The following is a 24,179-nucleotide window of genomic DNA, read 5'->3' on the forward strand; positions in this document are numbered from 1 at the left end:
CCCATGATCGCCGGCGCCGCCATGGCCTTCTCCTCGGTCTTCGTCGTCGGCAACAGCCTGCGCCTGCGCGGCTTCAGGACCGCCGGCTGACACCTCGCCCGCACGACACGGGGCCGGGGCGGACCACCTGTCCGCCCCGGCCCCGGCCCGTTCTCCGCGCACCGGCGGGCACCGTCCCGGGCTCCCGCCGGACGCTGCCGGGTGTGACCTCCGCGCCAAGTACGGCCGGCGGCTCGTTCGAGGGGCGTTCGATGCCGCAGACTGGTATCTCGTGACCACCCAGTTCTCCTCACCGACCCGTGTCGTTCTCCTCTGTGGCCCCTCCGGGTCAGGAAAGTCGCTGCTCGCCGCGCGTACCGGGCTGCCGGTGCTGCGCCTGGACGACTTCTACAAGGAGGCCGACGACCCGTCGCTGCCCCTGGTGGCGGGCAGCGAGGACATCGACTGGGACCATCCGCTGTCCTGGGACGCCGACACGGCGGTCGCCGCCATCGAGGCGCTGTGCCGGACGGGCCGCACCGAGGTGCCGGTGTACGACATCTCGCTGAGCGCCCGGACCGGGCGGACCGAGCTGGACATCGAGGACGCCCCGGTGTTCGTCGCGGAGGGGATCTTCGCGGCGGAGATCGTCTCGCGCTGCCGTGAACTGGGGCTGCTGGGCGACGCGCTGTGCCTGGCCCGGGGACCCGTGACCACGTTCCGCCGCCGGTTCCTGCGGGACCTGCGGGAGAGCCGCAAGTCGGTGCCGTTCCTGCTGCGGCGGGGCTGGCGGCTGATGCGTTCCGAGCGGACCATCGTGGCGCGGCAGACCTCGCTGGGCGCGTACGCCTGCGACCGGCCGGAGGCCGAGGCCCGGGTCGCGGCCGTGGTGGCCGCCGCCTCCCGCGCCGGGGAGACGCCCGCGACCACGGCGTGAGGCGGCCGGGACCGGACGGAACGGCCCCGCGCACGACGGAGGCGGGACCGGAAAGCCCCCGCTTCCGGTCCCGCCCCTCCCCCGTGGTCCCCCCGTGGTCCCCCGTCCCCCCTCTTACCTCCCCGTCTCCCCCGGTCCGGCCGGCTCCCCCCGGAACCGCCCGGACCCGCTCCCCCGTTTTCCCCCAGGGCTCCGTGTCCCCCGTGAGCCCTCGACCTTCAGGCGACCAGTTCGCCGAAGGCTTCCACCTCGTCACGGCCCAGTCCCAGGACCTGGTCCTCCCGCAGTCGCCGCAGCGACCGCCAGATGCTGGACTTGACCGTGCCGACACTGATGTCGAGGATGTCCGCGATCTCCGGATCGGTGCGGCCCTCGTAGTACCGCAGGACCAGCATGGTCCGCTGCGGTTCGGGAAGCCGGGCGAGCGCCTGCCACAGGACGGTGCGCAGCTCGGTGCCGCGCATGGCGTCCAGGTCGCCGACGGTCTCCGGCAGTTCCTCGGTCGGGTACTCGTTGAGCTTGCGGCGGCGCCAGGCGCTGATGTGCAGGTTGGTCATGGTGCGCCGCAGGTAGCCGCCCACCGCCGCCTTGTCGCTGATCCGGTCCCACGCCCGGTAGGTGGAGAACAGCGCGCTCTGCAGCAGGTCCTCCGCCTCGAAGCGGTCACCGGTCAGGTGGTAGGCGGTGGCGTACAGCGAGGCCCGCCGCTCCCGCACGTAGGCGGTGAACTCGGCCTCCGAGAGCCCGCCTTCGGTGCGCCCGGCCGGCTGGTCCCCCCGGACCGGACCGGACGCCGCCCGCTGCGCGGGCACCGAAGGCTTCCCCGGCACGGACGCGGGGGCGGGCGCCGGCTGGGCCGGAACGCCGTGCCGGCTGCCGCCGGCCCCCCGCACGCAGCCCCGCGCCCCCACGACGCCGGACCGCTCCCGGATCACCACGTCGTGCAGACGCGTGGCCACTGCACCAGTGCCATTGCTGAGCAGAGTGCTCATCCCGCGCCTCCCGTCATGTTCCTGTCCGTGGGGAAAATGTTGCCGGGGACACTTCATGACGGTGTCCGCCGACTGTCACAGACCTGTCACAGGCCCCACCCGTCGTGCGCGCCGTCCGCGGAGCGCGGCCGTGGGGTCCGTGGCGAACATCCGGTGCGGTGACCGGAATTCCCTCCCCGGGGGCCATGGGCCAGAATGAGCGCGTGCCTTCCCTGTTGCTGATCGAGGACGACGACGCCATCCGTACGGCCCTGGAGCTCTCCCTGACCCGCCAGGGGCACCGCGTGGCGACCGCTGCGAGCGGTGAGGACGGTCTGCAGTTGCTGCGCGAGCAGCGGCCGGATCTGATCGTGCTGGACGTCATGCTGCCCGGAATCGACGGTTTCGAGGTCTGCCGGCGGATCCGCCGCACCGACCAGTTGCCGATCATCCTGCTGACCGCGCGCAGCGACGACATCGACGTGGTGGTCGGGCTGGAGTCCGGCGCCGACGACTACGTGGTCAAGCCCGTGCAGGGCAGGGTGCTCGACGCCCGGATCCGGGCGGTGCTGCGCCGCGGGGAGCGGGAGTCCAGCGACTCGGCCTCCTTCGGCTCGCTGGTCATCGACCGTTCCGCGATGACCGTGACCAAGAACGGCGAGGAGCTCCAGCTCACGCCGACCGAACTGCGGCTGCTGCTGGAGCTGAGCCGGCGCCCCGGTCAGGCGCTGTCCCGCCAGCAGTTGCTGCGGCTGGTGTGGGAGCACGACTACCTGGGCGACTCCCGGCTGGTGGACGCGTGCGTGCAGCGGCTGCGCGCCAAGGTGGAGGACGTGCCGTCCTCCCCGACGCTGATCCGCACCGTGCGCGGCGTCGGTTACCGCCTGGACCAGCCGCAGTGACCGTGCCGCAGTCGCCCGAAACGGGCGCCGCCGCGGCGGGCCCGTCCTCCGGGCGGAGCGACGGCACCGGCGCCAGGGCCCCGAGGTCCCGTTCCCTGCGCTTCACCAGCCTGCGGCTGCGGCTGGTCCTCGTCTTCGGCCTGGTCGCGCTGACCGCGGCCGTGACGGCGTCCGGGATCGCCTACTGGCTGAACCGGGAGGCGGTGCTGACCCGCGCCCAGGACGCGGTGCTGCGCGATTTCGAGCAGGAGATGCGGAGCCGTGCGGGCGCGCTGCCGGGCGAGCCGACCCAGGACGAACTGCAGCGCGCCGCCGACCAGATGTCCGACAGCAGCCAGCACTTCAGCGTGCTGCTGACGTCCACCGCGCCCGACGGGCGGGTGCTCACCGCCGGTCCGGACATGCTGGACACGTTCACCCTGGACGACGTCCCGCGTCCGCTGCGCGAGGCGGTGAACCGCGAGCAGAAGGTGACCGCCGCCAACCCCGCGCCGTACCACCTGTACTGGCAGCGGACGGTGGACGAGAACGACACCCCCTACCTGGTCGCGGGCGCCAAGGTGGCCGGGGGGCCGACCGGTTACATGCTGAAGTCGCTGGAGCCGGAGGCCAAGGACCTCAACTCGCTGGCCTGGTCGCTGGGCATCGCCACCGCGCTGGCGCTGGTCGGCTCGGCGCTGCTGGCGCAGGCCGCCGCCACCACCGTGCTGCGTCCGGTGCACCGGCTGGGCATCGCCGCCCGCCGCCTCGGCGAGGGCAAGCTGGACACCCGGCTCCAGGTCTCCGGCACCGACGAACTGGCGGAACTGTCACGGACGTTCAACCGGACCGCCGCCGCGCTGGAGCAGCGGGTGGCGGAGATGAGCGCCCGCGACGAGGCCTCCCGCCGGTTCGTCGCCGACATGTCGCACGAGCTGCGCACCCCGCTGACGGCGATCACCGCCGTGACGGAGGTGCTGGAGGAGGAGCTGGACGCGGAGACCGGCGGCATCGACCCGATGATCGAGCCGGCCGTGCGGCTGGTGGTCAGCGAGACGCGGCGGCTCGGCGACCTGGTGGAGAACCTGATGGAGGTCACCCGCTTCGACGCGGGCACCGCCCGTCTGGTCCTCGACGACGTCGACATCGCCGACCAGATCACCGCCTGCGTGGACGCCCGGGCCTGGCTGGACGCCGTGGAACTCGACGCCGAGCGCGGTGTGACGGCGCGGCTCGACCCGCGCCGGCTGGACGTGATACTCGCCAACCTGATCGGCAACGCCCTCAAGCACGGCGGGTCGCCGGTGCGGGTCTCGGTCCGGGTGGAGGAGGCGCCGGACGCGGCCCTGCCGCCGCACGAGTCCGGCGAGCGGGCGGAGCACGTCGCGGACGCGGACGCCGACGGCGGGGAGGACGGCGGGGACACCGCCGGGACGGCGCGCAAGGTGCTGGTCGTGCGGGTCCGGGACCACGGGCCGGGCATCCCCGAGGAGGTGCTGCCGCACGTCTTCGACCGGTTCTACAAGGCGAGCGCCTCCCGGCCGCGTTCGGAGGGTTCGGGGCTGGGCCTGTCCATCGCGCTGGAGAACGCGCACATCCACGGCGGCGACATCGCGGCCGCCAACTCGCCGGAGGGCGGCGCGGTGTTCACCCTGCGGCTGCCGCTGGACGCGTCCTCGGTGGCGGAGGAGGCCGTGGCGGAGCGGCAGGCGGGCGGGAAGCAGGGCGCGAAGCAGAGGCAGAGGAGCGGGCGGTGAGGCAAAGGGGCGCGGCGGCGCTGCTGCTGGGGGCGGTACTGGCGCCTTCGCTGGCGGGGTGCGGGATCCGGGCGACGGAGGTGCCGACGTACTTCGGCCCGGCCCCGTCCCGGATGCCGTGCGCGGCCTCGGCGTCCTCGCCGGGGCCCTCGGACGACTCCGAGGTGCCGGTGCGCGTCTACCTGCTCTGCGCGGGACAGCTGACGCTGGTGGAGCGCACGGTACGGCTGCCGGAGGGGACGGACGGGTCGCTGCGGCGGACCCTGGTGGCGCAGGGCCTGCTCGACGAGCTGACCCGCCACCCCTCGCCGGGCGAGCAGCAGAACGGCTACCGCACCAAGGTCCCGTCGGGCACCGGCGTGAAGGGGCCGCGGTCGGGCGATCCGGCGGACGCCTTCCGGCTGAGCGACTCCCCGCAGCGGCTGCCGGCCGGGGCGCTGGCGCAGATCGTGTGCACCTTCGCCGAGTCGGCCGCCACCCGGGGCTCGGGCCGGGTCACCCTGGGCGGCCCCCAGGGGCCGCTCACCCGGTACGAGTGCCCGCAGCCGGTGCGCACCCACCCGATCACCACACCCGTCCCCTCGGACGCACCCGCCACGGCGGAGTGACGCCGGCGCCGACGCCGGTGTGCGCGCCCGCGCACGCGCACGGCCGCGTGCCCGTCCCCGGCCGGGCGCCGCGGGCCCGGAACCGCACGGCGGGGAGGCGGCGTCTAGAGGCACGTGCAGCGTCAACGCTCGCGCGACGGCAACGTCGCCTCCGGTCTCCGCACGGCAGGTGTCCTCCTCCTCGCCGCACACCTCGCCGTCGTCGGATGGCTGACGCTCAGACCGCTGGACGTTCCCTGGATCGCTCCCGCCAACATCCGGCCGATGGCCGGGATACGCGCCGACCTGGCCCTCGGCTGGGGGCCGGCCGCGCGGCGCATCGTGAGGGACCTGACGCTGCTGGCGCCGCTGGGTGTGCTGCTGCCGCTGGCGGGCGGCCGGCTCTCGGCCCCACCGCTGTTCTCGCTGGCCCGCACCATGGTGGCCGGGGCGATGATCTCGCTCGGGATCGAGCTGCTGCAGACCGGTGTCCCCGGGCAGGTCGTCGACGTCGACTCGCTGATCCTCAACACCGCCGGGCTCACCCTGGCGCATCTCGCGGTGGTCCCGGCCGGCCGTGCCGCGCTGCGGCGGCGCCTCGCCCTCCGTGCGCACCGGGCTCCTGAGGGGCGCGACCAGGAGGCGGCTCAGGGTCCGTCCCCGAGGTTTCCCAGGGTCCCGATCGCCCCGTAGAGCGACGCCTTGCACCTTTTGCGGCCGTAGCGTTGATGTCGTAGGGGGCGGCCACCGGGCCGTCTCCGTCGGAGACGCCGCCCGGCGGCTCCGACGACTCTGACGACTCCACGGAGGAGCAGCCATGAGCAGCCTCGTTCGCCCCACCCACGGCCGGATGATCGGCGGAGTCTGCGCCGCCCTGGCCCGGCGCTTCGGCGTCTCCGCCACCACCATGCGCGTGATCTTCCTCGTCTCCTGCCTGCTGCCCGGGCCCCAGGTGCTGCTGTACGCAGCGCTGTGGATCCTGCTGCCCAGCGAGAGGCGGGCCGCCGGGAAGCGGACCGCGGCCGTCTAGGGCCGGCCGTCCCGGACGGCGGCGGTGCGGGACGGACCAGAGCCGCCGGGCCGCAGGGCCGCCGGGCCGCAGGGCCGCAGGGCCGCAGGGCCGCAGGGCCGCCGCCGAACGAACGGGCGGACGCGCGAAGGGGCGCGGTCACTCCGGGAACCGGGGAGTGACCGCGCCCCCGCCGGGGAAGCCCGGTCGCGCGCGGGACGGTCAGCCGAGCGGCAGGCCGTTGAGGTTGCTGCCGGAGCCCATGTTCATCTCGCCGAGGCCGAGGCCGCCGAGGAGCGCCGGCACCTCACCGACCGGGGAGCCCTGCTCCTTGCCCTCGTTGGCCTGGGCGCGGGCGTCCCGGTCCTGCGGGGCGGAGAGCCGCTCGGCGCTGCCCATCGCGACGTCCATGCCCATGCCGCCGAGCTCGTCGCCGATGCCGCCGAGCTGCGAGCCGGCGCCCTGGAGCCGTTCGGTCAGGGGGCCCTGCAGGGCGTCCCCGACGCCGTCCGCCGGCAGTGCGCCGGTCACGCCGCTCAGTGCGGGAGCGGCGTCCGGGGCGGCCGGGGCCGCGGCGGCGGCGCCCGCGCCGACCGCCGCGAGGGCGGCGCCGAAGGCGACGACGCCGAAGGTCTTGGCAGCAGACTGCTTCATGGTGAATGCGTCCTTGGGTGCGATGACGGGGACTGAGCGGTCCACGACCGTAAACACGGGACGCCGCGATCCGCAAACATCGAAATGCGGGTGGCGAAAGCGGAGGGAGCCGGTCGGATCGTCCGCCCGGCTCCCTCCTTCCGCCACGTCGCCGCAGCTCACACGCCGGTCACCGGAACAGCCACTCCGCCTTCAGCGAGGCGTAACCGGGCTTGATCACGTCATCGATCATCGCCACCCTTTCATCGAAAGGAATGAATGCTGATTTCATCGCATTGACGGTGAACCACTGCATCTCGTCGAGCGTGTAATCGAATGTCTCGACGAGGTGCTCGAATTCACGGCTCATGGTGGTGCCGGACATCAGACGGTTGTCGGTGTTCACGGTGACCCGGAAGTGCAGCTTGCGCAGCAGTCCGATCGGGTGATCCGCGTAGGAGCCCACGGCGCCGGTCTGCAGGTTCGAGGTCGGGCAGAGCTCCAGCGGGATCCGCTTGTCCCGGACGTAGGCGGCGAGCCTGCCGAGCTTCACCGTGCCGTCGTCGGCGACCTCGATGTCGTCGATGATCCGCACGCCGTGGCCGAGCCGGTCGGCGCCGCACCACTGGATGGCCTGCCAGATCGAGGGCAGTCCGAAGGCCTCGCCGGCGTGGATGGTGAAGTGGTTGTTCTCCCGCTTCAGGAACTCGAAGGCGTCCAGGTGGCGGGTGGGCGGGTAGCCGGCCTCGGCGCCCGCGATGTCGAAGCCGACCACGCCCGAGTCCCGGTAGCGGTTGGCGAGTTCGGCGATCTCCAGGGAGCGGGCGGCGTGCCGCATCGCGGTGAGCAGGGCGCCGACGCGGATCCGGTGGCCGTTCTCCTTCGCGCGGCGTTCGCCCTCGCGGAAGCCGGCGTTGACGGCCTCCACGACCTGCTCCAGGGTCAGCCCGCCCTCCAGGTGCTGCTCGGGGGCGTAGCGCACCTCGGCGTAGACGACGCCGTCCGCGGCGAGGTCCTCGGCGCACTCGGCGGCGACCCGGCGCAGGGCGTCCTCGGTCTGCATCACGCCGACGGTGTGGGCGAACGTCTCCAGGTACCGCTCCAGGGAACCGGAGTCGGCGGCCTCACGGAACCAGGAGCCGAGCTTGTCGGCGTCGCCGTGCGGCAGGGCCCGGTACCCGTTCTCACGGGCGAGGTCGACGACGGTGCCGGGGCGCAGGCCGCCGTCGAGGTGGTCGTGCAGCACGACCTTCGGGGCCCGGCGGATCTGGTCCGCGGTCGGGGTGTGGATGGTCTGGCTCTTCATCGCTGAACCATAACGCGCAATTTCCTACGCGCGTAGATCCCGCGCGGAAGGGTGGCGTGGGCGTGGTGTTCTGCCAGTGTTGGCCCATGGCACACCAAGGGACCCCGGACCGCCCGGCAACCCGTCCGGCCCGGCTCGGCAGGCCGTTCGCCGCACATCCCCTGCGGGGCCGGGACGACGGGCGCGAGGTCGCCGGGGTGGTGCTGCTGCTGCCCCGCGGCGACGAGGAGTCGGACCGGCCGCCCTCCCCGGCGGCCTCGTACGCCTCGCTGCGCGCGCTGGGCCGCCGGCTCGCCCGCGCCGGGGAGCGGCAGGGCCTGGCCGTGCACCTGGTGCACTACGGGCGGCGCGGCTGGAACGGCGCGCAGGCGGCGCTCGCCGGGGACGCCGCCCGGGCCGCCGACGAGGCGGTGCGGCGCTACGGCGACGTGCCGGTCTGCCTGGTCGGGGTCGACATGGGCGGCCGCGCGGCGCTGCGGGCGGCGGGACACCCGGCGGTGGTCTCGGTGGTCGCGCTGGCTCCGTGGCTGCCGGCGGACGGCGGACACGGGGCGGCGGCGGGACCGGAGCCGGTGAAGCAGCTGGCGTCCCGTCACGTGCTGATCGTGCACGGCACGGACGACACGCGGTGCGCGCCCGACCTCTCGTTCCGGCTGGCCGAGCGGATCAAGAAGACCAACCGGGAGGTGTGCCGGTTCGAGGTCCACACGGACGGGCACGCGCTGCGGGCCTACCGGTGGGAGGTCCACACCCTCGTCGCGGACTTCGCGCTGGGCACGATGTTCGGGACGCGGATGCCGCGGGCGGTGCGGGACGCGCTGGCGGCGCCGCCGCCGCTGGGGCTGCGGATGCCGTTGGCCTCCGGCTTCGGCCGGTCGCGGGAGCGGTGACGGCGGCCCGCCGCGCACCCGGTCCTCGCGCCGCCCGCCGCCCCTCTCAGTGCGGCAGGAGCCGGCCCCGCCGCGAGAGGAGGAACTTCTTGAACGCGGCCACCGGCGGCGTGTCCGGGTGGCCGTCGAGCCAGGCGACGCCGATCTCGCGGACCGCCCGCGGCGCGGTGACGGCCAGTTCGGCGACACCGGGCCGGGGGAAGGCGGGCGGCGGCAGCAGGGCGACGCCCAGGCCCGCCGCGACCAGGCCGCGCAGGGTCTCCGCCTCCTCGCCCTCGAAGGCGACCCGCGGGCGGAACCCCGCCTGGGCGCAGAGGTCGTCGGTGATCCGCCGCAGCCCGTACCCGGTCTCCAGGGTCACGAAGGTCTCCTCCGCGGCCTCCGACAGCCGGATCCGCCGTCGTGGGGCCAGCCGGTGGTCGGCCGGGACCACCAGCCGGAGCTTCTGCTCGTCGAGGCGGCGGGCCACCAGGTCGGGGGCGTCCGGCACCGGTGAGGTGAGGCAGAGGTCGAGTTCGCCGCGGCGCAGGCCCTCCAGCATCGCCTCGCCGTAGTTCTGCACCAGGCTGAACCGGATCCGGGGATGGTCGGCGCGGAACGCCTGGATCAGTCCCGGCACCGTCTCCGCGCCCATGGTGTGCAGGAACCCGAAGGCGACCTTGCCGACCGCCGGGTCGGCGTCCGCGCGGACCTCCTCGGCGGCCCGTTCCAGGTCGGCGAGGGCGCGTTCCACCGAGGCCAGGAAGGTCCGCCCGGCGGGGGTGAGCGACACGGTGCGGCCGCGCCGGGCGAAGAGGTCGACCCCGAGGTCCTCCTCCAGCCGGGCGACGGCGCGGGAGAGCGTCGACTGCGGCACCCGCATCTCCCGCGCGGCCCGGGTGACGTGTTCGGTCCGCGCCACCCCCGCGAAGTAGGCGAGCCGCGGGACGAGGCTCGTGACGATGTCTTCCACGTCACCGGTCTGTGACAGCCACTCCTGTGACCTCTGCTGATGCACCACGGGAACGATTATGGCCAATCCGTGCATTGGACGGATCAGCACGGCGGTTCGTACGGTCGGACCATGCCTGCCGCCAGTACCGAGGCGTCCACCCGCGTGGGCGCCGGATCCGAGACCACCGCTCCCTCCTCCTCCCCCTCCCCCGCGGCCGCGGCCCCGGACTCGCGGGTCGACGTGGGCACCCCCGCCTACCGCCGGATGAGCCTGGCGCTCTTCCTCGCCGGTGTGGCCACCTTCGCCCTCCTCTACTCCACGCAGGCCCTCCTTCCGCTGATCTCCGAGAGCTACGGCTCCTCGGTCGGCGACGTGTCCTGGACGGTGGCGGCCGCGACCGGCGGTCTGGCCCTGTTCGTGATCCCGATGAGCGCGCTCTCCGAGCGGTTCGGGCGGCGCGCCACGATGACCGGCGCGGTCGCCGTGGCGGTCGCCGTCGGGCTGGTGGTGCCGTTCGCGCCCTCGCTGGGCACGATGGTGGCGCTCCGCGCGGTGCAGGGCGCGGCGCTGGCGGGCCTGCCCGCCTCGGCCACCGCCTACCTGGCGGAGGAGGTGCGGCCGCGGGCGCTGGTCACCGCGATCGGGCTGTACGTGGCCGGCAACAGCGTCGGCGGGATGAGCGGACGGGTCCTCACCGGCTGGGTCGCGCAGGAGTGGGGCTGGCGGGTGGCGCTGGCCGTGCTGGGCGTGCTGGCGGTGGCCTGCGCGGTGGCGTTCCGGATGCTGCTGCCGAAGCCGAGGCACTTCACCCGCGGCTCGCTGCGGCCCGGTGCGGTGGCGCGCACGGTGCGCGACCACCTGGCCAACCCGCTGCTGCGCCGGCTGTACGCGATCGGCGCGCTGTTCATGACGGTGTTCGGCGGCGTGTACACGGTCATCGGCTACCGCCTGACGCAGGAGCCGTTCTCCCTCCCGCAGGGCGTGGTGGGCTCGGTCTTCCTGGTCTACCTGGTGGGCACGGTGTCCGCCTCCGCCTCCGGGCGGCTGGTCGGGCGGTTCGGCCGGCGGGGCACGCTCTACCTGTCCGGCGCGCTGACGGCGGCGGGACTGCTGGTCTCGCTGTCGGACCGGTTGGCCGTGGTGCTGCTGGGGCTGGTCCTGGTCACCGGCGGGTTCTTCGCCGGGCACTCGGCGGCGTCCTCCGCGGTCAGCGGGACGGCGGCGCACGGGCGGGCCCAGGCGGCGGCGCTGTACCAGTCGGCGTACTACATCGGGTCCAGCGCGGGCAGCACCGTCGGCGCGGTGGCGTTCCACGCGGCGGGCTGGGGCGGGACGGTGGCCGTGGGGCTGCTGGCCGTGGCCGGCGTCGCGGGGATCACGCTGCTGGGCACCCTGGCGGCCCGCCGGCCGGCTCCGGCCGCCTGACCCCTCCCCTCCTTCCGGCGCACCCCTCCCACCTGCGTCTTCCGCTGTCCGCAGGACGTTGTCAGTGGGCTGCGGTAGCTTCCGAAGTGCTGGACGGAACAGGCGTACCGAGGGGCGGGTTGCCATGACCGACGTATCCACGACGACCGGGGCGGCCGCGTCCGAGACCGCCATGGAGGGCTACCGCAGGGAGCTCACCGGCTACTGCTACCGCATGCTCGGCTCGTCCTTCGAGGCGGAGGACGCGGTCCAGGACACCATGATCCGCGCCTGGCGGAGCCGGGAGAAGTTCGAGGGGCGGTCCAGTCTCCGTTCCTGGCTGTACCGGATCGCCACCAACGTCTGCCTGGACATGCTGTCGGCGGGCAACAAGCGGGCCCGGCCGGTGGACCTGACCGCCGCCACCCCGCTCGCCCAGGCCGCGCTCTCGCCGCGCCCCGACCACACCTGGCTGGAGCCGGTGCCGGACGCCCGGGTGCTGCCGGACGCCACCGATCCCGCCGAGCGCGCCGTCGCCAAGGAGTCGGTGCGGCTGGCGTTCATGGCGGCGTTGCAGGACCTGCCGCCCAGGCAGCGGGTGGTGCTGATCCTGCGCGAGGTGCTGGCCTGGAAGGCCAGTGAGGTGGCGGAACTGCTGGACACCACGGTCGCCTCGGTGAACAGCGCCCTCCAGCGCGCCCGGGCCACCCTCGCGGAGCGCGCGCGGGAGCGCCCCGGCGAGGTCTCGGACCCGCTCGACGAGGAGCAGCAGAAGCTGCTGGAGCGCTACGTCGCCGCCTTCGAGGGCTACGACATGGCCGCGCTGACGGCGCTGCTCCACGAGGACGCCGTGATGACCATGCCGCCGTTCGACCTGTGGCTGCGGGGCCCGTCGGACATGACCGGTTTCATGACCACGATCGGCGCGAGCTGCGCCGGCTCCCGGCTGCTGCCGGTGGAGGTCAACGGCCTGCCCGGGTTCGCGCACTACAAGCCGGACCCGGAGCACGGCGGGTACACCCCGTGGGCGGTGCAGGTGCTGGAGCTGTCAGAGGGGCGGATCACCGCGCTGCACTGCTTCCTCGACACCCCGCGGTTCTTCCCGCTGTTCGGCCTCGCCGGGCATCTCGACGCCGACGGTCAGCCCGACGAGGTCGAGAAGGGCGAGTAGCGCCGGGTCGGGGCCGCGCAGCAGGACGCGGCCCCCGCCCCGCCGGACGGTGAGCCGCAGCCGGGCGACCAGTTCGACGGTGGCGAGCGTGGGCCGGCGCACCGCGCGGACGTCGCAGATCACCACGGTCGCGCCGCTGTCCAGTCCTGCGCGCGCCGCGTCACAGAGCCGGGCGACGCCGTCCTTTCCGACGGGCTCGCCCGGTGCGCGCACGACGACCTCCGGGTCCCTCATGCACGGGTAGACCTGAGGAAGGCGCGGGATTCATCGGCGGGGCTCAGCCGGTCGGGAACCTTTCGGTGCTCAGAACGCAGTCGAAGGGTTCCGGAAGCGGGAAAGGTTCACCGAACTTGCCGGTCTGCAGAGTCCGGTAGGTGTCCGCCTGCGGCTCCCCGTACAGGATGAGCGCCGGACCCCGGGGAGCCCACGCATCGATCAGCAGGTAGAGCGGGACCCCTGCCTGGGCGTACCCCGCCGCCTTGTTGAGCCGGTCGTGCGCGGCGTTACCGCGCGAAGTGACCTCGACGACGAGTTCCGCCGCCCCTGCCGGGATGTACGACCCCTGGGTCCGCGGCACCTCCCGGGGCACGACGAGGAGATCGGGGATGCAGAGGTTCCCCCGCGACGGTGACGCGACGCCCAACGTCTGGTAGATGCCCCAGTCCCGGTCCTTGGGTACTGCCTCGTACAGATGCTGCTGCACGAGTTCGACGATGACGTTGTGCGGATTGGACGGCGGTGGAGCCACGGTGACGATCCCCTCGATGATCTCCACCCTGCTGCCCTCAGGCCATTCCATCTCCTCCCACAGCCGGACGGCTTCGTCCCAGCAGGGCGGGGGCTCGTGGCTCACGCCGAGTGCGCTCATGGCGGTTCTCCTATCGGTGCGTCACCGATCCCAGCATGCCGAAAGGGACCGGCAGGGGTCCACCGGTCCCTTTCGTCCGAACGAATGACTTGGTCAAACGAACTGGATGGGCGGGTCAGCCGATGCGCTCCAGCACCACCGGCGGCGCGGTGAACTCCGTGCCCGCGGGGGCGACGTCGTACGTGCCCTCCAGGGCCTCCAGCGCGTAGGCGAAGCGCTCGGGGGTGTCGGTGTGGAGGGTCATCAGCGGCGCGCCGGCCGTGACCGTGTCGCCGGGCTTGGCGTGGAGTTCGACGCCCGCGGCGGCCTGCACCGGGTCCTCCTTGCGGGCACGGCCCGCGCCGAGGCGCCAGGCGGCGACGCCGACGCCGTACGCGTCGAGGCGGGTCAGCACGCCGGAGGACGGGGCGGTGACCACGTGCTGCTCGCGGGAGGTGGGCAGCGGGGCGTCCGGGTCGCCGCCCTGGGCCCGGATCATGCGGCGCCAGGCGTCCATCGCGGAGCCGTCGGCGAGCGCCTTGGCCGGGTCGGCGTCCGGCAGTCCGGCCCCGGCGAGCATCTCGCGGGCCAGCGCGAGGGTCAGCTCGACGACGTCGGAGGGGCCGCCGCCGGCCAGCACCTCGACGGACTCGCGGACCTCGAGCGCGTTGCCGGCGGTGAGGCCGAGCGGGGTGGACATGTCGGTGAGGAGCGCGACCGTGTTCACGCCGTGGTCGCGGCCCAGGCCCACCATGGTGGTGGCGAGCTCACGGGCGTCGTCCAGGGTCTTCATGAAGGCGCCGGAGCCGACCTTGACGTCCAGGACCAGGGCGCCGGTGCCCTCGGCGATCTTCTTCGACATGATCGAGGAGGCGATCAGCGGGATGGCCTCCACGGTGCCGGTGACGTCGCGCAGCGCGTAGAGCTTGCGGTCGGCGGGGGCGAGGCCCTCACCCGCGGCGCAGATCACGGCGCCGACGTCGTCGAGGACGGCGAGCATCTCCTCGTTGGAGAGCGCGGCGCGCCAGCCGGGGATCGACTCCAGCTTGTCGAGGGTGCCGCCGGTGTGGCCGAGGCCGCGGCCGGAGAGCTGCGGAACGGCGGCGCCGCAGGCGGCGACCAGGGGGGCGAGGGGCAGGGTGATCTTGTCGCCGACGCCGCCGGTGGAGTGCTTGTCGGCGGTGGGGCGGGAGAGGGAGGAGAAGTCCATCCGCTCGCCGGAGGCGATCATCGCGGCGGTCCAGCGGGCGATCTCGCGGCGGTTCATGCCGTTGAGGAGGATCGCCATGTTGAGGGCGGCCATCTGGTAGTCGGCGACCTCGCCACGGGTGTAGGCGTCGACGACCCAGTCGATCTGCTGGTCGGTCAGTTCCGTGCGGTCGCGCTTGGCGCGGATGACGGTGATGGCGTCCATGACGCCCCCTTCTTCTCGCTTCGTTGCGGTGATCTTGCGTTTCTGCCGGGTGCCGCCCCGGGCCTCACGCGCGCACGCGGCGGTCCGCCGCGCCCCCCCGGCCTCTCCCACCACCCCCCTGGGCGGCCGAGCCGCCCGCGGGGCGGCGGGCGGCTCGGCGAGGCGGCGCGGGGCGGCGGGCGGCTCGGCGAGGCGGCGCGGCCCGCGCGGGGCCGCGTGGCGTGGTGGGTCAGGCGCCGGGGCCCTGGGTGAGGTGGCCGGGGCCGAAGGCCTGGGGGAGCATGGCGGAGAGGGGGAGGACGCCCTCGGGGGTCTCCAGGAGGAGGTCCGGGCCGCCGAACTCGTGGAGCAGCTGCCGGCACCGCCCGCAGGGGACCAGCACGGCCCCCTGCCCGTCCACGCAGGTGAAGTGGGTGAGCCGTCCGCCCCCCGTGCGCTGCAGGTCCGACACCAGGCCGCACTCCGCGCACAGCCCCAGCCCGTAGGACGCGTTCTCCACGTTGCAGCCGGAGACGACGCGCCCGTCGTCCACGCGGGCGGCGACGCCGACGGGGTACCCCGAGTAGGGGGCGTACGCGCGGGTCATCGCCTCGTGCGCCACCTTCCTCAGGGCGTCCCAGTCGAAGCCGGCCGTCACCGGCGTCATCCGCCCTGGCCCTTGCGGTACGGCAGGCCGTCCGCCTTCGGCATCCGCAGGTGCTGCGCGGAGAGCGCCAGCACCAGCAGGGTGACCAGGTACGGGCTGGCGGCGACCAGCTGCGACGGCACCTCGTTCGTGTTGGCGTACCAGAGGTACATCACCGCGGCGATCACGGCGGTGACCAGCGCCGGCAGGTACCGCTTGCGCCACACCAGGTAGGCCGTGCCCACGACCAGCAGCAGGGCCACCAGCAGCAGCAGCGCGTGCACGTTGGTCGTGCCGCCGCGCAGGTTGAGGCTGTCGGTGTAGCCGAACAGGCCCGCGCCGAGGGCCAGGCCACCCGGCATCCAGTTGCCGAAGATCATCGCCGCGAGGCCGATGTAACCGCGTCCGGCGGTCTGGCCGTCGAGGTAGACGTTGGACGCCACGATCGACAGGAAGGCGCCGCCCATGCCGGCGAAGCCGCCGGAGATGATCACCGCGATGTACTTGTACTTGTAGACGTTGACGCCCAGCGACTCGGCGGCGACCGGGTTCTCGCCGACCGACCGCAGCCGCAGGCCGAAGGCGGTGCGCCACAGGACGTACCAGGTGAGCGGGACCAGCGCGACCGCGACCACGGTCAGCGGCGACAGGTTGGTGATCATGCCGCCGAGCAGGCCGGCCACGTCGGAGACCACGAACCAGTGCTTCTGGTTGAGCGTGGCCAGCCATTCGGAGAGGCCCGGCACGTCGAAGGTGCCCAGCGACTCGATCGGCGGGGACTGCTTGGAGGAACCCTGCTCGACGCCCTCGAAGGCGTACTTGGACAGGTAGCGGGCCATGCCCAGCGCCAGGATGTTCAGCGCCACGCCGGAGACGATGTGGTTGACGTTGAAGGTGACGGTGGCGATGGCGTGCAGGATGCCGCCGAGGCAGCCGCCGATGATGCCGAAGGCCACGCCGACCCACGGACCCCACTGGTAGCCGGCCCAGGCGCCGAACCAGGTGCCGAGGATCATCATGCCCTCGAGGCCGATGTTGACCACGCCGGCCCGCTCGGCCCACAGGCCGCCGAGTCCGGCCAGGCCGATCGGCACGGCCAGGCGCAGCGCGGTGGACATCTGGCCGGTCGAGGTGATGCCGTGCGCCCCGGTGATCATGCGGACCACGGAGACCAGCACGATGGCGCCGGCGATCATCAGCAGCACCACGGGCAGCGACATCCGGCGGCGGCCGGGCTTCGCGGCCTTGGCGGGCCGGGTCTTGGCGACGGTCGCGGTACTCATCGGGCCGCCACCTCCTTCTCGGTCTTGTCACCCTTGTCGGACTTGCCGGCGGCGGCCGCCGCGGCTGCGGCGAGTTCCTCGCCGACGCGCTTCTGCTGGCGGCGCAGGCCCCAGACGCGGACCACCTCGTAGGAGATGACGACCGCGAACACGATCAGGCCCTGCATGATCGTGGCGATCTCCTTCTCGTACGGCTCCGGCACGGCGTAGTCGAGTGCCGGGGAGGCCTTGTCGAGGAAGGCCCACAGCAGCGCCGCGAACGCGATGCCGCCGGGGTGGTTGCGGCCCAGCAGGGCGATGCCGATCGCGGTGAAGCCGAGACCGGCCGGGAAGCTCAGGCTGTAGGTGTGCGCGTCGCCGAGCAGCAGCGGCAGGCCGGAGAGGCCCGCGACACCGCCGGAGATCAGCATGGCCATGAGCGTCATCCGCCTGGCGTCGACGCCGGAGGCGGCGGCGGCCTCCGGGGACTGGCCCGAGGCGCGCAGGTCGAAGCCGAACCGGGTGCGGTTGAGGACCAGCCAATACAGGACGCCGAGGAGGACGGCCAGGAAGATCAGGCCGTAGACCTCGCCGACGTCGGGGCCGAGGTCGATGCCCGGGATCCACCCGGAGGGGTGCATCTCGCCGGTCGTCATGTTGTTGCCCTGCGGCACTCCCCAGGTGTCCTTCTGGGTGAGGTACAGGATCAGCGCGGTGGCGATCGAGTTCAGCATGATCGTCGCGACGACCTCGCTGACGCCGCGGGTCACCTTCAGCACGCCCGCGATGCCGGCCCAGAACGCGCCGGTGAGCACGGCGACCAGCAGCAGCAGCGGCACCTGGAGGAAGGCCGGCAGCGCCACGTGGGCGCCGACCACGGCGGTCACCATGGCGGCGAGGCGGTACTGGCCGTCGACGCCGATGTTGAACAGGTTCATCCGGAAGCCGAGGGCGACCGCCAGGGCGGCGATGTAGTACAGCGACGCCTGGTTGACGATCAGCACCTGGACGTCGGAGAACGCCAGCTGTTCGCCCATCAGCACGTACGGCTCGATGGGGTTGCGGCCGGAGGCGAGCAGCACCACCGAGGTCAGCAGGATCGCCGCGACCAGGGCCATGACCGGTCCGGCCACGGCCAGGAGCAGCCGCTCCTTGTCGAACTTCTTCATCGTGCCTCGTCCTCCGGGGCGACGGGGGCGGCGGAGTCGGCCGAAGGCGCCTCCGTGTGTTCCAGATGGCCCGCGGCCGCGCCGGTCATCGCGGAGCCCAGTTCCTCGGGGGTGACGGAGGCCGGGTCGGCGTCGGCGACCAGGCGGCCGTTGTAGATCACCCGCAGGGTGTCGGACAGGCCGATCAGCTCGTCCAGGTCGGCGGAGATCAGCAGCACCGCCAGGCCTTCGCGGCGGGCCTGCCGGATGACGTCCCAGATCGCGGCCTGCGCGCCGACGTCCACACCGCGGGTGGGGTGGGCGGCGATCAGGAAGCGGGGGGCGTGGCTCATCTCGCGGCCGACGATCAGCTTCTGCTGGTTGCCGCCGGAGAGCGAGCCGACGGTGACGTCGATGCCGGGCGTGCGGACGTCGTACTGCTCGACGATGCGCCGCGTGTCCTCTTGGGCGCCCTTGAGGTTCAGCAGGAAGCCGTTGGCGTTGGGCTTCTCGGTGACGTGGCCGAGGATGCGGTTCTCCCACAGCGGGGAGTCGAGCAGCAGGCCGTGCCGGTGGCGGTCCTCGGGGATGTAGCCGATGCCGGACTCGCGGCGGCGGCGGGTGGCCCAGGAGGTGATCTCCTCGCCCTCCAGCGTGATGGCGCCGGAGTCGGCGGGGCGCAGGCCGATCAGGGCGTCGATCAGCTCGGTCTGGCCGTTGCCCTCGACGCCCGCGATGCCGAGGACCTCGCCCGCGTGGATGGTGAAGGTGATGTCGTCGAGGACGGCGCGGCCGCCCTCCGCCTCCAGCCGGAGGCTGTCCACGGTGAGGACCGGGCGGTCCGTCACGGTGGACTCGGCGGTCTCCGGGGTGGGGAGCTGGCTGCCGACCATCATCTCGGCGAGCTTGCGGGCGGTGATGCCCTTCGGGTCGGCGGTGCCGACCGTGGTGCCGCGGCGGATCACGGTGATGTCGTCCGCGACCGAGAGGACCTCGCCCAGCTTGTGCGAGATGAAGATGACCGACAGGCCCTCGGAGGTGAGTTCGCGCAGGTTGTCGAAGAGCGCGTCGACCTCCTGCGGGACCAGCACGGCGGTCGGCTCGTCCAGGATCAGGATGCGCGCGCCGCGGTAGAGGACCTTGAGGATCTCCACGCGCTGCCGGTCGGCGACGCCGAGGTCCTCGACCAGCGCGTCGGGGCGGACGCCCAGGCCGTACCGCTCGGAGATCTCCAGGATCCTGCGCCGGGCCGCGCCGCCGATGCCGTGCAGCTTCTCGCTGCCGAGCACCACGTTCTCCAGCACGGTGAGGTTGTCGGCCAGCATGAAGTGCTGGTGGACCATGCCGATGCCGCGCGCGATGGCGTCGGCGGGCGAGGAGAAGCTCACCTGCTCGCCGCCGACCGTGATGGTGCCCTCGTCCGGCTTCTGCATGCCGTAGAGGATCTTCATCAGCGTCGACTTGCCGGCCCCGTTCTCGCCGACGAGGGCGTGCACGGTGCCCTCCTGGACGCGGAGCCGGATGTCGTGGTTGGCGACGACGCCGGGGAACCGCTTGGTGATGCCCGCCAGCTCGACCGCGGTGGCCCGCTCGGTCTGCGGAGGGCTGCTGGACGCGTCGATGGCGCACACTCCTTGGAGAAAACCTGGGGGAGAAGGGCGTCCGCCGCGAGCCGCGTCCGGCGCCCCTGCCGTTCCGGGTGGTACCACGGGCCGGGACGGACAGCCGAGGCTGCCCGCCGTCCGTTCCGCGGCCGTAACGCTGCCATTACAGCGTTCTTTTGGCCATGCCTCCCGATACCGCTCTCTTCGGAAGGCGCACCGCGAATCGTCTCGCGCGCAAGGGTAACGCGCGTAGACCCGTCGGTGAACCGGTCCTCCGCGTGCGCTTCGGCACGTGGCCGGAACGGCCGGGGAGGACCGGGGAGGGTGACAGCGCCGCGCCCCTCACCGAGGGGCGAGGGGCGCGGCGCACGGCATCCCGTCGGATCAGGAGGTCTTGACGGTGACCTTGCCGTCGATGATGTCCTTCTTGGCCTTCTCGACGGCCTCGACGACCTCGGTCATCTCCTTGTACTTCGGGTTGGAGTCGGCGAAGCTGACGCCGTTCGACTTCAGGTCGCCGCGGATGGTGCCGGAGAGCGGCTTGCCCTCGTGCACGGACTTGGCGAGCTCGTACACCATGCCGTCGACGTTCTTGGTGGCGGAGCCCAGGATGTAGTCCTTGTACTCCTTCAGCGCGTCCTGCTTGTACTGGTCGGAGTCGACGCCGATGGCCCACACCTTGTTCTTGGCGGCCTCGGAGATCACGCCCTGGCCGGAGAGGCCGGCCGCGTGGTACAGCACGTCGGCGCCCGCCTCGATCTGGCCGTTGGCGGCCTCGCGGCCCTTGTCCGGGCTGGAGAAGCCACCCTCCTGGGCGGTGGAGGTCAGGATCTTCTTGATGACCTTGACCTTCGGGTCGACCGACTTGGCGCCCTGCTCGAAGCCCGCGCCGAACTTGTGGATCAGCGGGATGTCGACGCCGCCGATGAAGCCGACCGTGTCGGTCTTGGAGGCGCTGGCCGCGGCCACGCCCGCCAGGTAGGAGGCCTGCTCCTCGCTGAAGACCAGGGAGGCGACGTTCTTGGCGGTGACCGACTCGTCGTCGATGATGCCGAAGGTGGTGTCCGGGTACTTGGCGGCGGCCTCCTTGATCGCCGGCGCGTAGATGTAGCCCACGCCGATGACCGGGTTGTAGCCCTGCTTGGCCAGGTTCTCGATGCGCTGGGCCTTGTCCGCCTCGGACTCGCCGTCGGCGGGCTCGAAGGTCTGGCCGCCGATGCCGAAGTCCTTGTCGGCCTTCACGAAGCCGGCGTGCGCGGCGTCGTTGAAGGACTGGTCGCCCTCGCCGCCGATGTCGTAGGCCAGGCCGATGCCCTTGCCGGAGTACGTGCCGGACTCCTTGTCACCGCCCGTGTTGGCGGACTTGCTGCTCTCGCCGCAGCCGGCGGCGGCCAGCGCCACGACCGCGACGGTCACCGCCGCACGGGTGATCCTGTTCCTACGAGAAATGAGACGCACTGCAAGCACCCCTTCGAACTCACGGCACCGTCTCCGGCCCGCTCCGCCTTGCCGGCCCGCTCCCATGGCGAAACCGCTGCGACAGTAACGCGCGTAGAAACGTTGTGGGAACGTCGCTCCCCCGGCTGTTATCGAACCGTGCCGACTTGGGGCCAAACCGGTCACCCCAGGGTTACGGGCCAGTAACAGGACGGACCGTTTCCGGAGGTAACGGACGGGATCGCGGGCGGTCCCCCGGCGCCGGAACGGCGCCGGGACGGCGCCGGAGGACGGCACCCGCGGCGCTCAGCGCGCGGCGTCGAGCAGCGCGGCCGCCGTGAAGAGCTCGACGCCGACCGTGATGGCGTACTCGTCGACGTCGAAGTCGCCCTGGTGGAGGTCGCGGACCAGGCGGTCGCCGGGGGTGCGGACGCCGAGGCGGGCCATCGCGCCGGGGACCTCCTCCAGGTACCAGGAGAAGTCCTCCCCGCCGAGGCTCTGCTCGGTGCCCTCCACCGCCTCCACGCCGCGGCGCGCGGTCATCGCGTCCCAGAGCAGGTCGGTGACGGCCGGGTCGTTGACCACCGGCGGGACGCCCCGCACGTAGGTGATCTCCGACTTGGCGCGGTGCAGGGCGGCGACCTCGTCGACCGCGGCGTGCACCAGGTCGGCCGCCTCCCGCCAGGAGGCCAGGTCCAGGCAGCGGACCGTGCCGGACAGTTCGGCGCGCTGCGGGATGACGTTGGGCGCGTGCCCGGACTCGATGCGGCCCCAGGTGACCGACAGGCCGCTGCGGGCGTCCACCCGGCGGGCCACCACGGCCGGCACGTCCACCGCGATCCGCGCGGCGGCGGTCACCAGGTCGGTGGTCAGGTGCGGGCGGGCGGTGTGGCCGCCGGGGCCGTCCAGGGCGATCTCCAGCCGGTCGCAGGCCGAGGTGATCGCGCCGGTGCGCAGGCCGATCCGCCCCGCCTCCACCTTCGGGTCGCAGTGCACCGCGACGATCCGGCCGACGCCCTCCAGCGCGCCGTCGGCGATGGCGCCGAGCGCCCCGCCGGGCATGACCTCCTCGGCGGGCTGGAAGAGCAGCCGCACCGGACGGGGCAGCCGCCCTTGGCGGTGCAGCTCCGCGAGGACCAGGCCCGCGCCGAGCACGACCGTGGTGTGCACGTCGTGGCCGCAGGCGTGGGCGCGGTCGGGGACGGTGGACCGGTAGGCGCAGTCGGTCTTCATGTCCGGGATGGGGAGCGCGTCGATGTCCGCGCGCAGCGCCAGCATCCCGCGCGGGCCGGCCTCGGCCGGCGCGGACGACCCCTCGTGGGCGGCCGCGTCGCCCTCGACGCCCACGTCGCAGACGAGTCCGGTCCCGCTCGCCAGCACCCGCGGCTTCAGGCCGGCCCGCTCCAGGCGCGTCTTGATCGCCTTGGTGGTGCGGAACTCCTGGTTGCCGAGCTCCGGGTGCATGTGGAGGTCGCGGCGGAACGCGATCAGCTCGGCGCGCAGCCCGTCGGGGAGCGCGCCCGGCAGGGCGGCACCGGGCAGCGCCGCCTCCGCGACGGTCACGGCGACCTCCGCCGCACGGGCGCCCTCGACGGCCGCGACGGCGGCGTCCCCGGCGGCTGCGACGGCGTCCCCGGCGGTGTCCGCCGGGTCGGCCTCGGACTCTCTGGACTTCAACTGGTTCACCCTCTGCAGGGTAGGGCTGGGGGGCGGTTCTCCGCCCGTCGATCGGCGAAAAATCAGCCCGCCGGGGGACGACATCTCGGCCGCCCGACGGTTGTGGGACACCTCTGCCGGGTAGACTCCGCGGTTTTCGGGCGGGCGCCCGGCGACCGTACGGAGCCACCGCGAACCGGACGTTCCGGCACGGTGGGCCCTGCACCACGGTTACCACGCACGGCCGAAATCACGCCGTGACGGTCCGCCCATCGGGACGCTCCGGGCCTCCCACCAGGCGTGCGCCGGGCGGTTCGGGGGACATGGTCGGGCATGCCGACCGTTTCCCCGCCCCAGCCGGACGCCTCCGCGGACACCCCGCTGAAGCGCGCCCTGACCACCCCGCTGCTCTACTTCTTCATCCTCGGCGACACCCTCGGCGCCGGCGTCTACGTGCTGGTCGGCGAGATCGCCGCGGACGCGGGCGGCGCCGTGTGGGCGCCGCTGCTGCTGGCGCTGGGCCTGGCCCTGCTGACCGCGGCGTCCTACGCGGAACTGGCCACCAAGTACCCGCGCGCCGGAGGCGCCTCGCACTACGCCAACCGGGCGTACGGGCCGTTCGCCGGATTCGTCACCGGGTTCTGCATGCTGGCCGCCGGGATCGTCTCGGTGGGCGCGCTGGCCCGCGGCTTCGGCGGCGACTACCTCGCCGAGTTCGTGACGCTGCCGGTGGCGCTGGTCGCCGTGGTGTTCCTCCTGCTGCTGGCGCTGGTGAACGCGCGCGGCATCAAGGAGTCCACCCGGGCCAACGTGGTCGCCACCGTGATCGAGGTGGGCGGGCTGCTGGTGGTCGTGGTGCTCGGCGCCTGGGTGCTGCTGCGGGGCGACGGCGACCTGTCGCGGCTCGGCCGGCTGGGGACCCCCGAGCAGGGCGCCGCGGCCGCGCTGCTGTCCGGCGCGGTGCTCGCGTTCTACTCGTTCGTCGGCTTCGAGACGTCGGTGAACGTCGCGGAGGAGACCCGCGACCCGCGGCGGTCCTACCCGCGGGCGCTGTTCGGCGCGCTGGCCACGGCCGGGGTGGTGTACCTGCTGGTCGGCGTCGTCGCGGCGGCGGCGGTGCCGACGGAGCGGCTGGCGGGGTCCAGCGGGCCGCTGCTGGAGGTCGTGGAGGCGGCGGGGGCCGTGCCGGGGTGGCTGTTCAGCGCGATCGCGCTGGTGGCGGTCGCCAACGGGGCGCTGCTCACCGGGATCATGTCGTCACGCCTCGCCTACGGGATGGCGCGGGACGGGCTGCTGCCGCCGGTGCTGGCGCGGGTGCTGCCGGTGCGGCGGACGCCGTGGGCGGCGATCGCGGCCACCACGGTCCTGTCGATGCTCCTGGCGGTGACCGGGAGCGTGGCGTCGCTGGCCTCCACGCTGGTGCTGCTGCTCCTCGTCGTCTTCTTCGTGGTCAACACGGCGGTGCTGGTGCTGCGGCGGCGCGACCCCCGGGGGGAGTCGGCAGTGGGCCACTTCCGGGCGCCGGCGGCGGTTCCGGCGCTGGGGGCCGCGTCGTGCCTGGTGCTCGCCACGCAGGTCGAGGCCGAGGTGTGGGCGCGGGGCGGGGTGGTCCTCGCGGTGGGCGCGGTCCTCGCCGCGGTGGCGGCGGCCCGCAGCCGGCGCGCCCGGCCCTGACCGGCGCCGGGCCCGGCCGGTACCGGGCCCGGCCTGCGCGTCCGTCCCCGCCT

22 protein-coding genes are annotated in these 24,179 nt (G+C 73.4%); 10 read left to right on the forward strand and 12 right to left on the reverse strand.

What is annotated here, in order from left to right; genetic code table 11:
- Positions 1-271: 271 nt before the first annotated feature.
- A complete protein-coding gene (locus A2U95_RS07560; protein ID WP_166021431.1) occupies positions 272-916 on the forward strand; it encodes a uridine kinase family protein in 645 nt (214 codons plus the stop codon).
- Positions 917-1,134: 218 nt separating this feature from the next.
- Here A2U95_RS07560 and A2U95_RS07565 read toward each other — a convergent pair whose 3' ends face one another.
- Positions 1,135-1,908, reverse strand: coding sequence for a SigE family RNA polymerase sigma factor (locus A2U95_RS07565; protein ID WP_166021432.1), 774 nt, complete (start codon positions 1,906-1,908; stop codon positions 1,135-1,137).
- A 203-nt stretch (positions 1,909-2,111) separates the two neighbouring features.
- Between A2U95_RS07565 and afsQ1 the strand changes: the two genes are divergently transcribed.
- The 5 genes from afsQ1 to A2U95_RS07590 all read left to right on the forward strand — a co-directional run bounded on the left by afsQ1 (position 2,112) and on the right by A2U95_RS07590 (position 6,142).
- A complete protein-coding gene (gene afsQ1 / locus A2U95_RS07570; protein ID WP_151771635.1) occupies positions 2,112-2,789 on the forward strand; it encodes a two-component system response regulator AfsQ1 in 678 nt (225 codons plus the stop codon).
- Positions 2,786-4,525 (forward strand): ATP-binding protein, encoded by a 1,740-nt coding sequence (locus tag A2U95_RS07575; RefSeq protein ID WP_420856975.1) that lies wholly within the window; start codon positions 2,786-2,788, stop codon positions 4,523-4,525. The genes afsQ1 and A2U95_RS07575 overlap by 4 nt, the downstream gene beginning before the upstream one ends.
- Positions 4,522-5,133, forward strand: coding sequence for a hypothetical protein (locus A2U95_RS07580; protein ID WP_166021433.1), 612 nt, complete (start codon positions 4,522-4,524; stop codon positions 5,131-5,133). Before A2U95_RS07575 ends, A2U95_RS07580 begins: the two co-directional genes overlap by 4 nt.
- A 114-nt stretch (positions 5,134-5,247) precedes the next feature.
- The gene (locus A2U95_RS07585) at positions 5,248-5,805 is read left to right on the forward strand and encodes a VanZ family protein (RefSeq protein WP_166021434.1); all 558 of its coding nucleotides are present in this window, start codon (positions 5,248-5,250) and stop codon (positions 5,803-5,805) included.
- 124 nt (positions 5,806-5,929) lie between these two features.
- Positions 5,930-6,142: a PspC domain-containing protein gene (locus A2U95_RS07590; RefSeq protein WP_166021435.1), complete on the forward strand. Its 213-nt coding sequence runs from the start codon at positions 5,930-5,932 to the stop codon at positions 6,140-6,142.
- A 201-nt stretch (positions 6,143-6,343) separates the two neighbouring features.
- Here A2U95_RS07590 and A2U95_RS07595 read toward each other — a convergent pair whose 3' ends face one another.
- Both A2U95_RS07595 and A2U95_RS07600 read right to left on the reverse strand, forming a co-directional pair.
- On the reverse strand, positions 6,344-6,775 hold the full coding sequence (locus A2U95_RS07595; protein ID WP_166021436.1) for an ATP-binding protein: 432 nt from the start codon (positions 6,773-6,775) through the stop codon (positions 6,344-6,346).
- 169 nt (positions 6,776-6,944) lie between these two features.
- Positions 6,945-8,060 carry an adenosine deaminase gene (locus tag A2U95_RS07600; RefSeq protein WP_166021437.1) on the reverse strand — a complete coding sequence of 372 codons (1,116 nt, stop codon included), beginning with the start codon at positions 8,058-8,060 and terminating at the stop codon, positions 6,945-6,947.
- 86 nt (positions 8,061-8,146) lie between these two features.
- Between A2U95_RS07600 and A2U95_RS07605 the strand changes: the two genes are divergently transcribed.
- Positions 8,147-8,950, forward strand: a complete 804-nt coding sequence (locus tag A2U95_RS07605) for an alpha/beta hydrolase family protein (protein WP_166021438.1) — start codon at positions 8,147-8,149, stop codon at positions 8,948-8,950.
- Between the two features lie 46 nt (positions 8,951-8,996).
- Here A2U95_RS07605 and A2U95_RS07610 read toward each other — a convergent pair whose 3' ends face one another.
- Positions 8,997-9,950, reverse strand: a complete 954-nt coding sequence (locus tag A2U95_RS07610; RefSeq protein WP_166021439.1) for a LysR family transcriptional regulator — start codon at positions 9,948-9,950, stop codon at positions 8,997-8,999.
- A 63-nt stretch (positions 9,951-10,013) separates the two neighbouring features.
- On the opposite strand from A2U95_RS07610, the gene A2U95_RS07615 reads away from it, so the two are divergent.
- Positions 10,014-11,309, forward strand: coding sequence for an MFS transporter (locus A2U95_RS07615; protein WP_166021440.1), 1,296 nt, complete (start codon positions 10,014-10,016; stop codon positions 11,307-11,309).
- A gap of 124 nt (positions 11,310-11,433) precedes the next feature.
- Positions 11,434-12,459, forward strand: coding sequence for a sigma-70 family RNA polymerase sigma factor (locus A2U95_RS07620; RefSeq protein WP_166021441.1), 1,026 nt, complete (start codon positions 11,434-11,436; stop codon positions 12,457-12,459).
- A gap of 277 nt (positions 12,460-12,736) precedes the next feature.
- On the opposite strand, the gene A2U95_RS07630 is transcribed toward A2U95_RS07620, so the two are convergent.
- The 8 genes from A2U95_RS07630 to A2U95_RS07665 all read right to left on the reverse strand — a co-directional run bounded on the left by A2U95_RS07630 (position 12,737) and on the right by A2U95_RS07665 (position 22,359).
- A complete protein-coding gene (locus tag A2U95_RS07630; protein WP_166021442.1) occupies positions 12,737-13,327 on the reverse strand; it encodes a Uma2 family endonuclease in 591 nt (196 codons plus the stop codon).
- A 115-nt stretch (positions 13,328-13,442) separates the two neighbouring features.
- Positions 13,443-14,720 (reverse strand): thymidine phosphorylase, encoded by a 1,278-nt coding sequence (locus A2U95_RS07635; protein WP_166021443.1) that lies wholly within the window; start codon positions 14,718-14,720, stop codon positions 13,443-13,445.
- Positions 14,721-14,949: 229 nt separating this feature from the next.
- A complete protein-coding gene (locus A2U95_RS07640) occupies positions 14,950-15,366 on the reverse strand; it encodes a cytidine deaminase (protein WP_166021444.1) in 417 nt (138 codons plus the stop codon).
- Complete coding sequence (locus A2U95_RS07645) at positions 15,363-16,628, reverse strand: ABC transporter permease (RefSeq protein WP_166021445.1); 1,266 nt, start codon at positions 16,626-16,628, stop codon at positions 15,363-15,365. Before A2U95_RS07645 ends, A2U95_RS07640 begins: the two co-directional genes overlap by 4 nt.
- Positions 16,625-17,776 (reverse strand): ABC transporter permease, encoded by a 1,152-nt coding sequence (locus A2U95_RS07650; protein ID WP_166021446.1) that lies wholly within the window; start codon positions 17,774-17,776, stop codon positions 16,625-16,627. The genes A2U95_RS07645 and A2U95_RS07650 overlap by 4 nt, the downstream gene beginning before the upstream one ends.
- Positions 17,773-19,386 carry an ABC transporter ATP-binding protein gene (locus A2U95_RS07655; RefSeq protein WP_206282836.1) on the reverse strand — a complete coding sequence of 538 codons (1,614 nt, stop codon included), beginning with the start codon at positions 19,384-19,386 and terminating at the stop codon, positions 17,773-17,775. Before A2U95_RS07655 ends, A2U95_RS07650 begins: the two co-directional genes overlap by 4 nt.
- Before the next feature lie 357 nt (positions 19,387-19,743).
- On the reverse strand, positions 19,744-20,808 hold the full coding sequence (locus A2U95_RS07660) for a BMP family lipoprotein (RefSeq protein ID WP_166024918.1): 1,065 nt from the start codon (positions 20,806-20,808) through the stop codon (positions 19,744-19,746).
- Between the two features lie 294 nt (positions 20,809-21,102).
- Positions 21,103-22,359 carry an amidohydrolase gene (locus A2U95_RS07665; protein WP_166024920.1) on the reverse strand — a complete coding sequence of 419 codons (1,257 nt, stop codon included), beginning with the start codon at positions 22,357-22,359 and terminating at the stop codon, positions 21,103-21,105.
- Between the two features lie 426 nt (positions 22,360-22,785).
- Here A2U95_RS07665 and A2U95_RS07670 point away from each other — a divergent pair, with 426 nt between their 5' ends.
- The gene (locus tag A2U95_RS07670) at positions 22,786-24,126 is read left to right on the forward strand and encodes an APC family permease (protein ID WP_166021447.1); all 1,341 of its coding nucleotides are present in this window, start codon (positions 22,786-22,788) and stop codon (positions 24,124-24,126) included.
- Positions 24,127-24,179: the final 53 nt, after the last annotated feature.

It is taken from the genome of Streptomyces chilikensis, assembly GCF_001642695.1.
GTDB lineage: Bacteria > Actinomycetota > Actinomycetes > Streptomycetales > Streptomycetaceae > Streptomyces > Streptomyces chilikensis.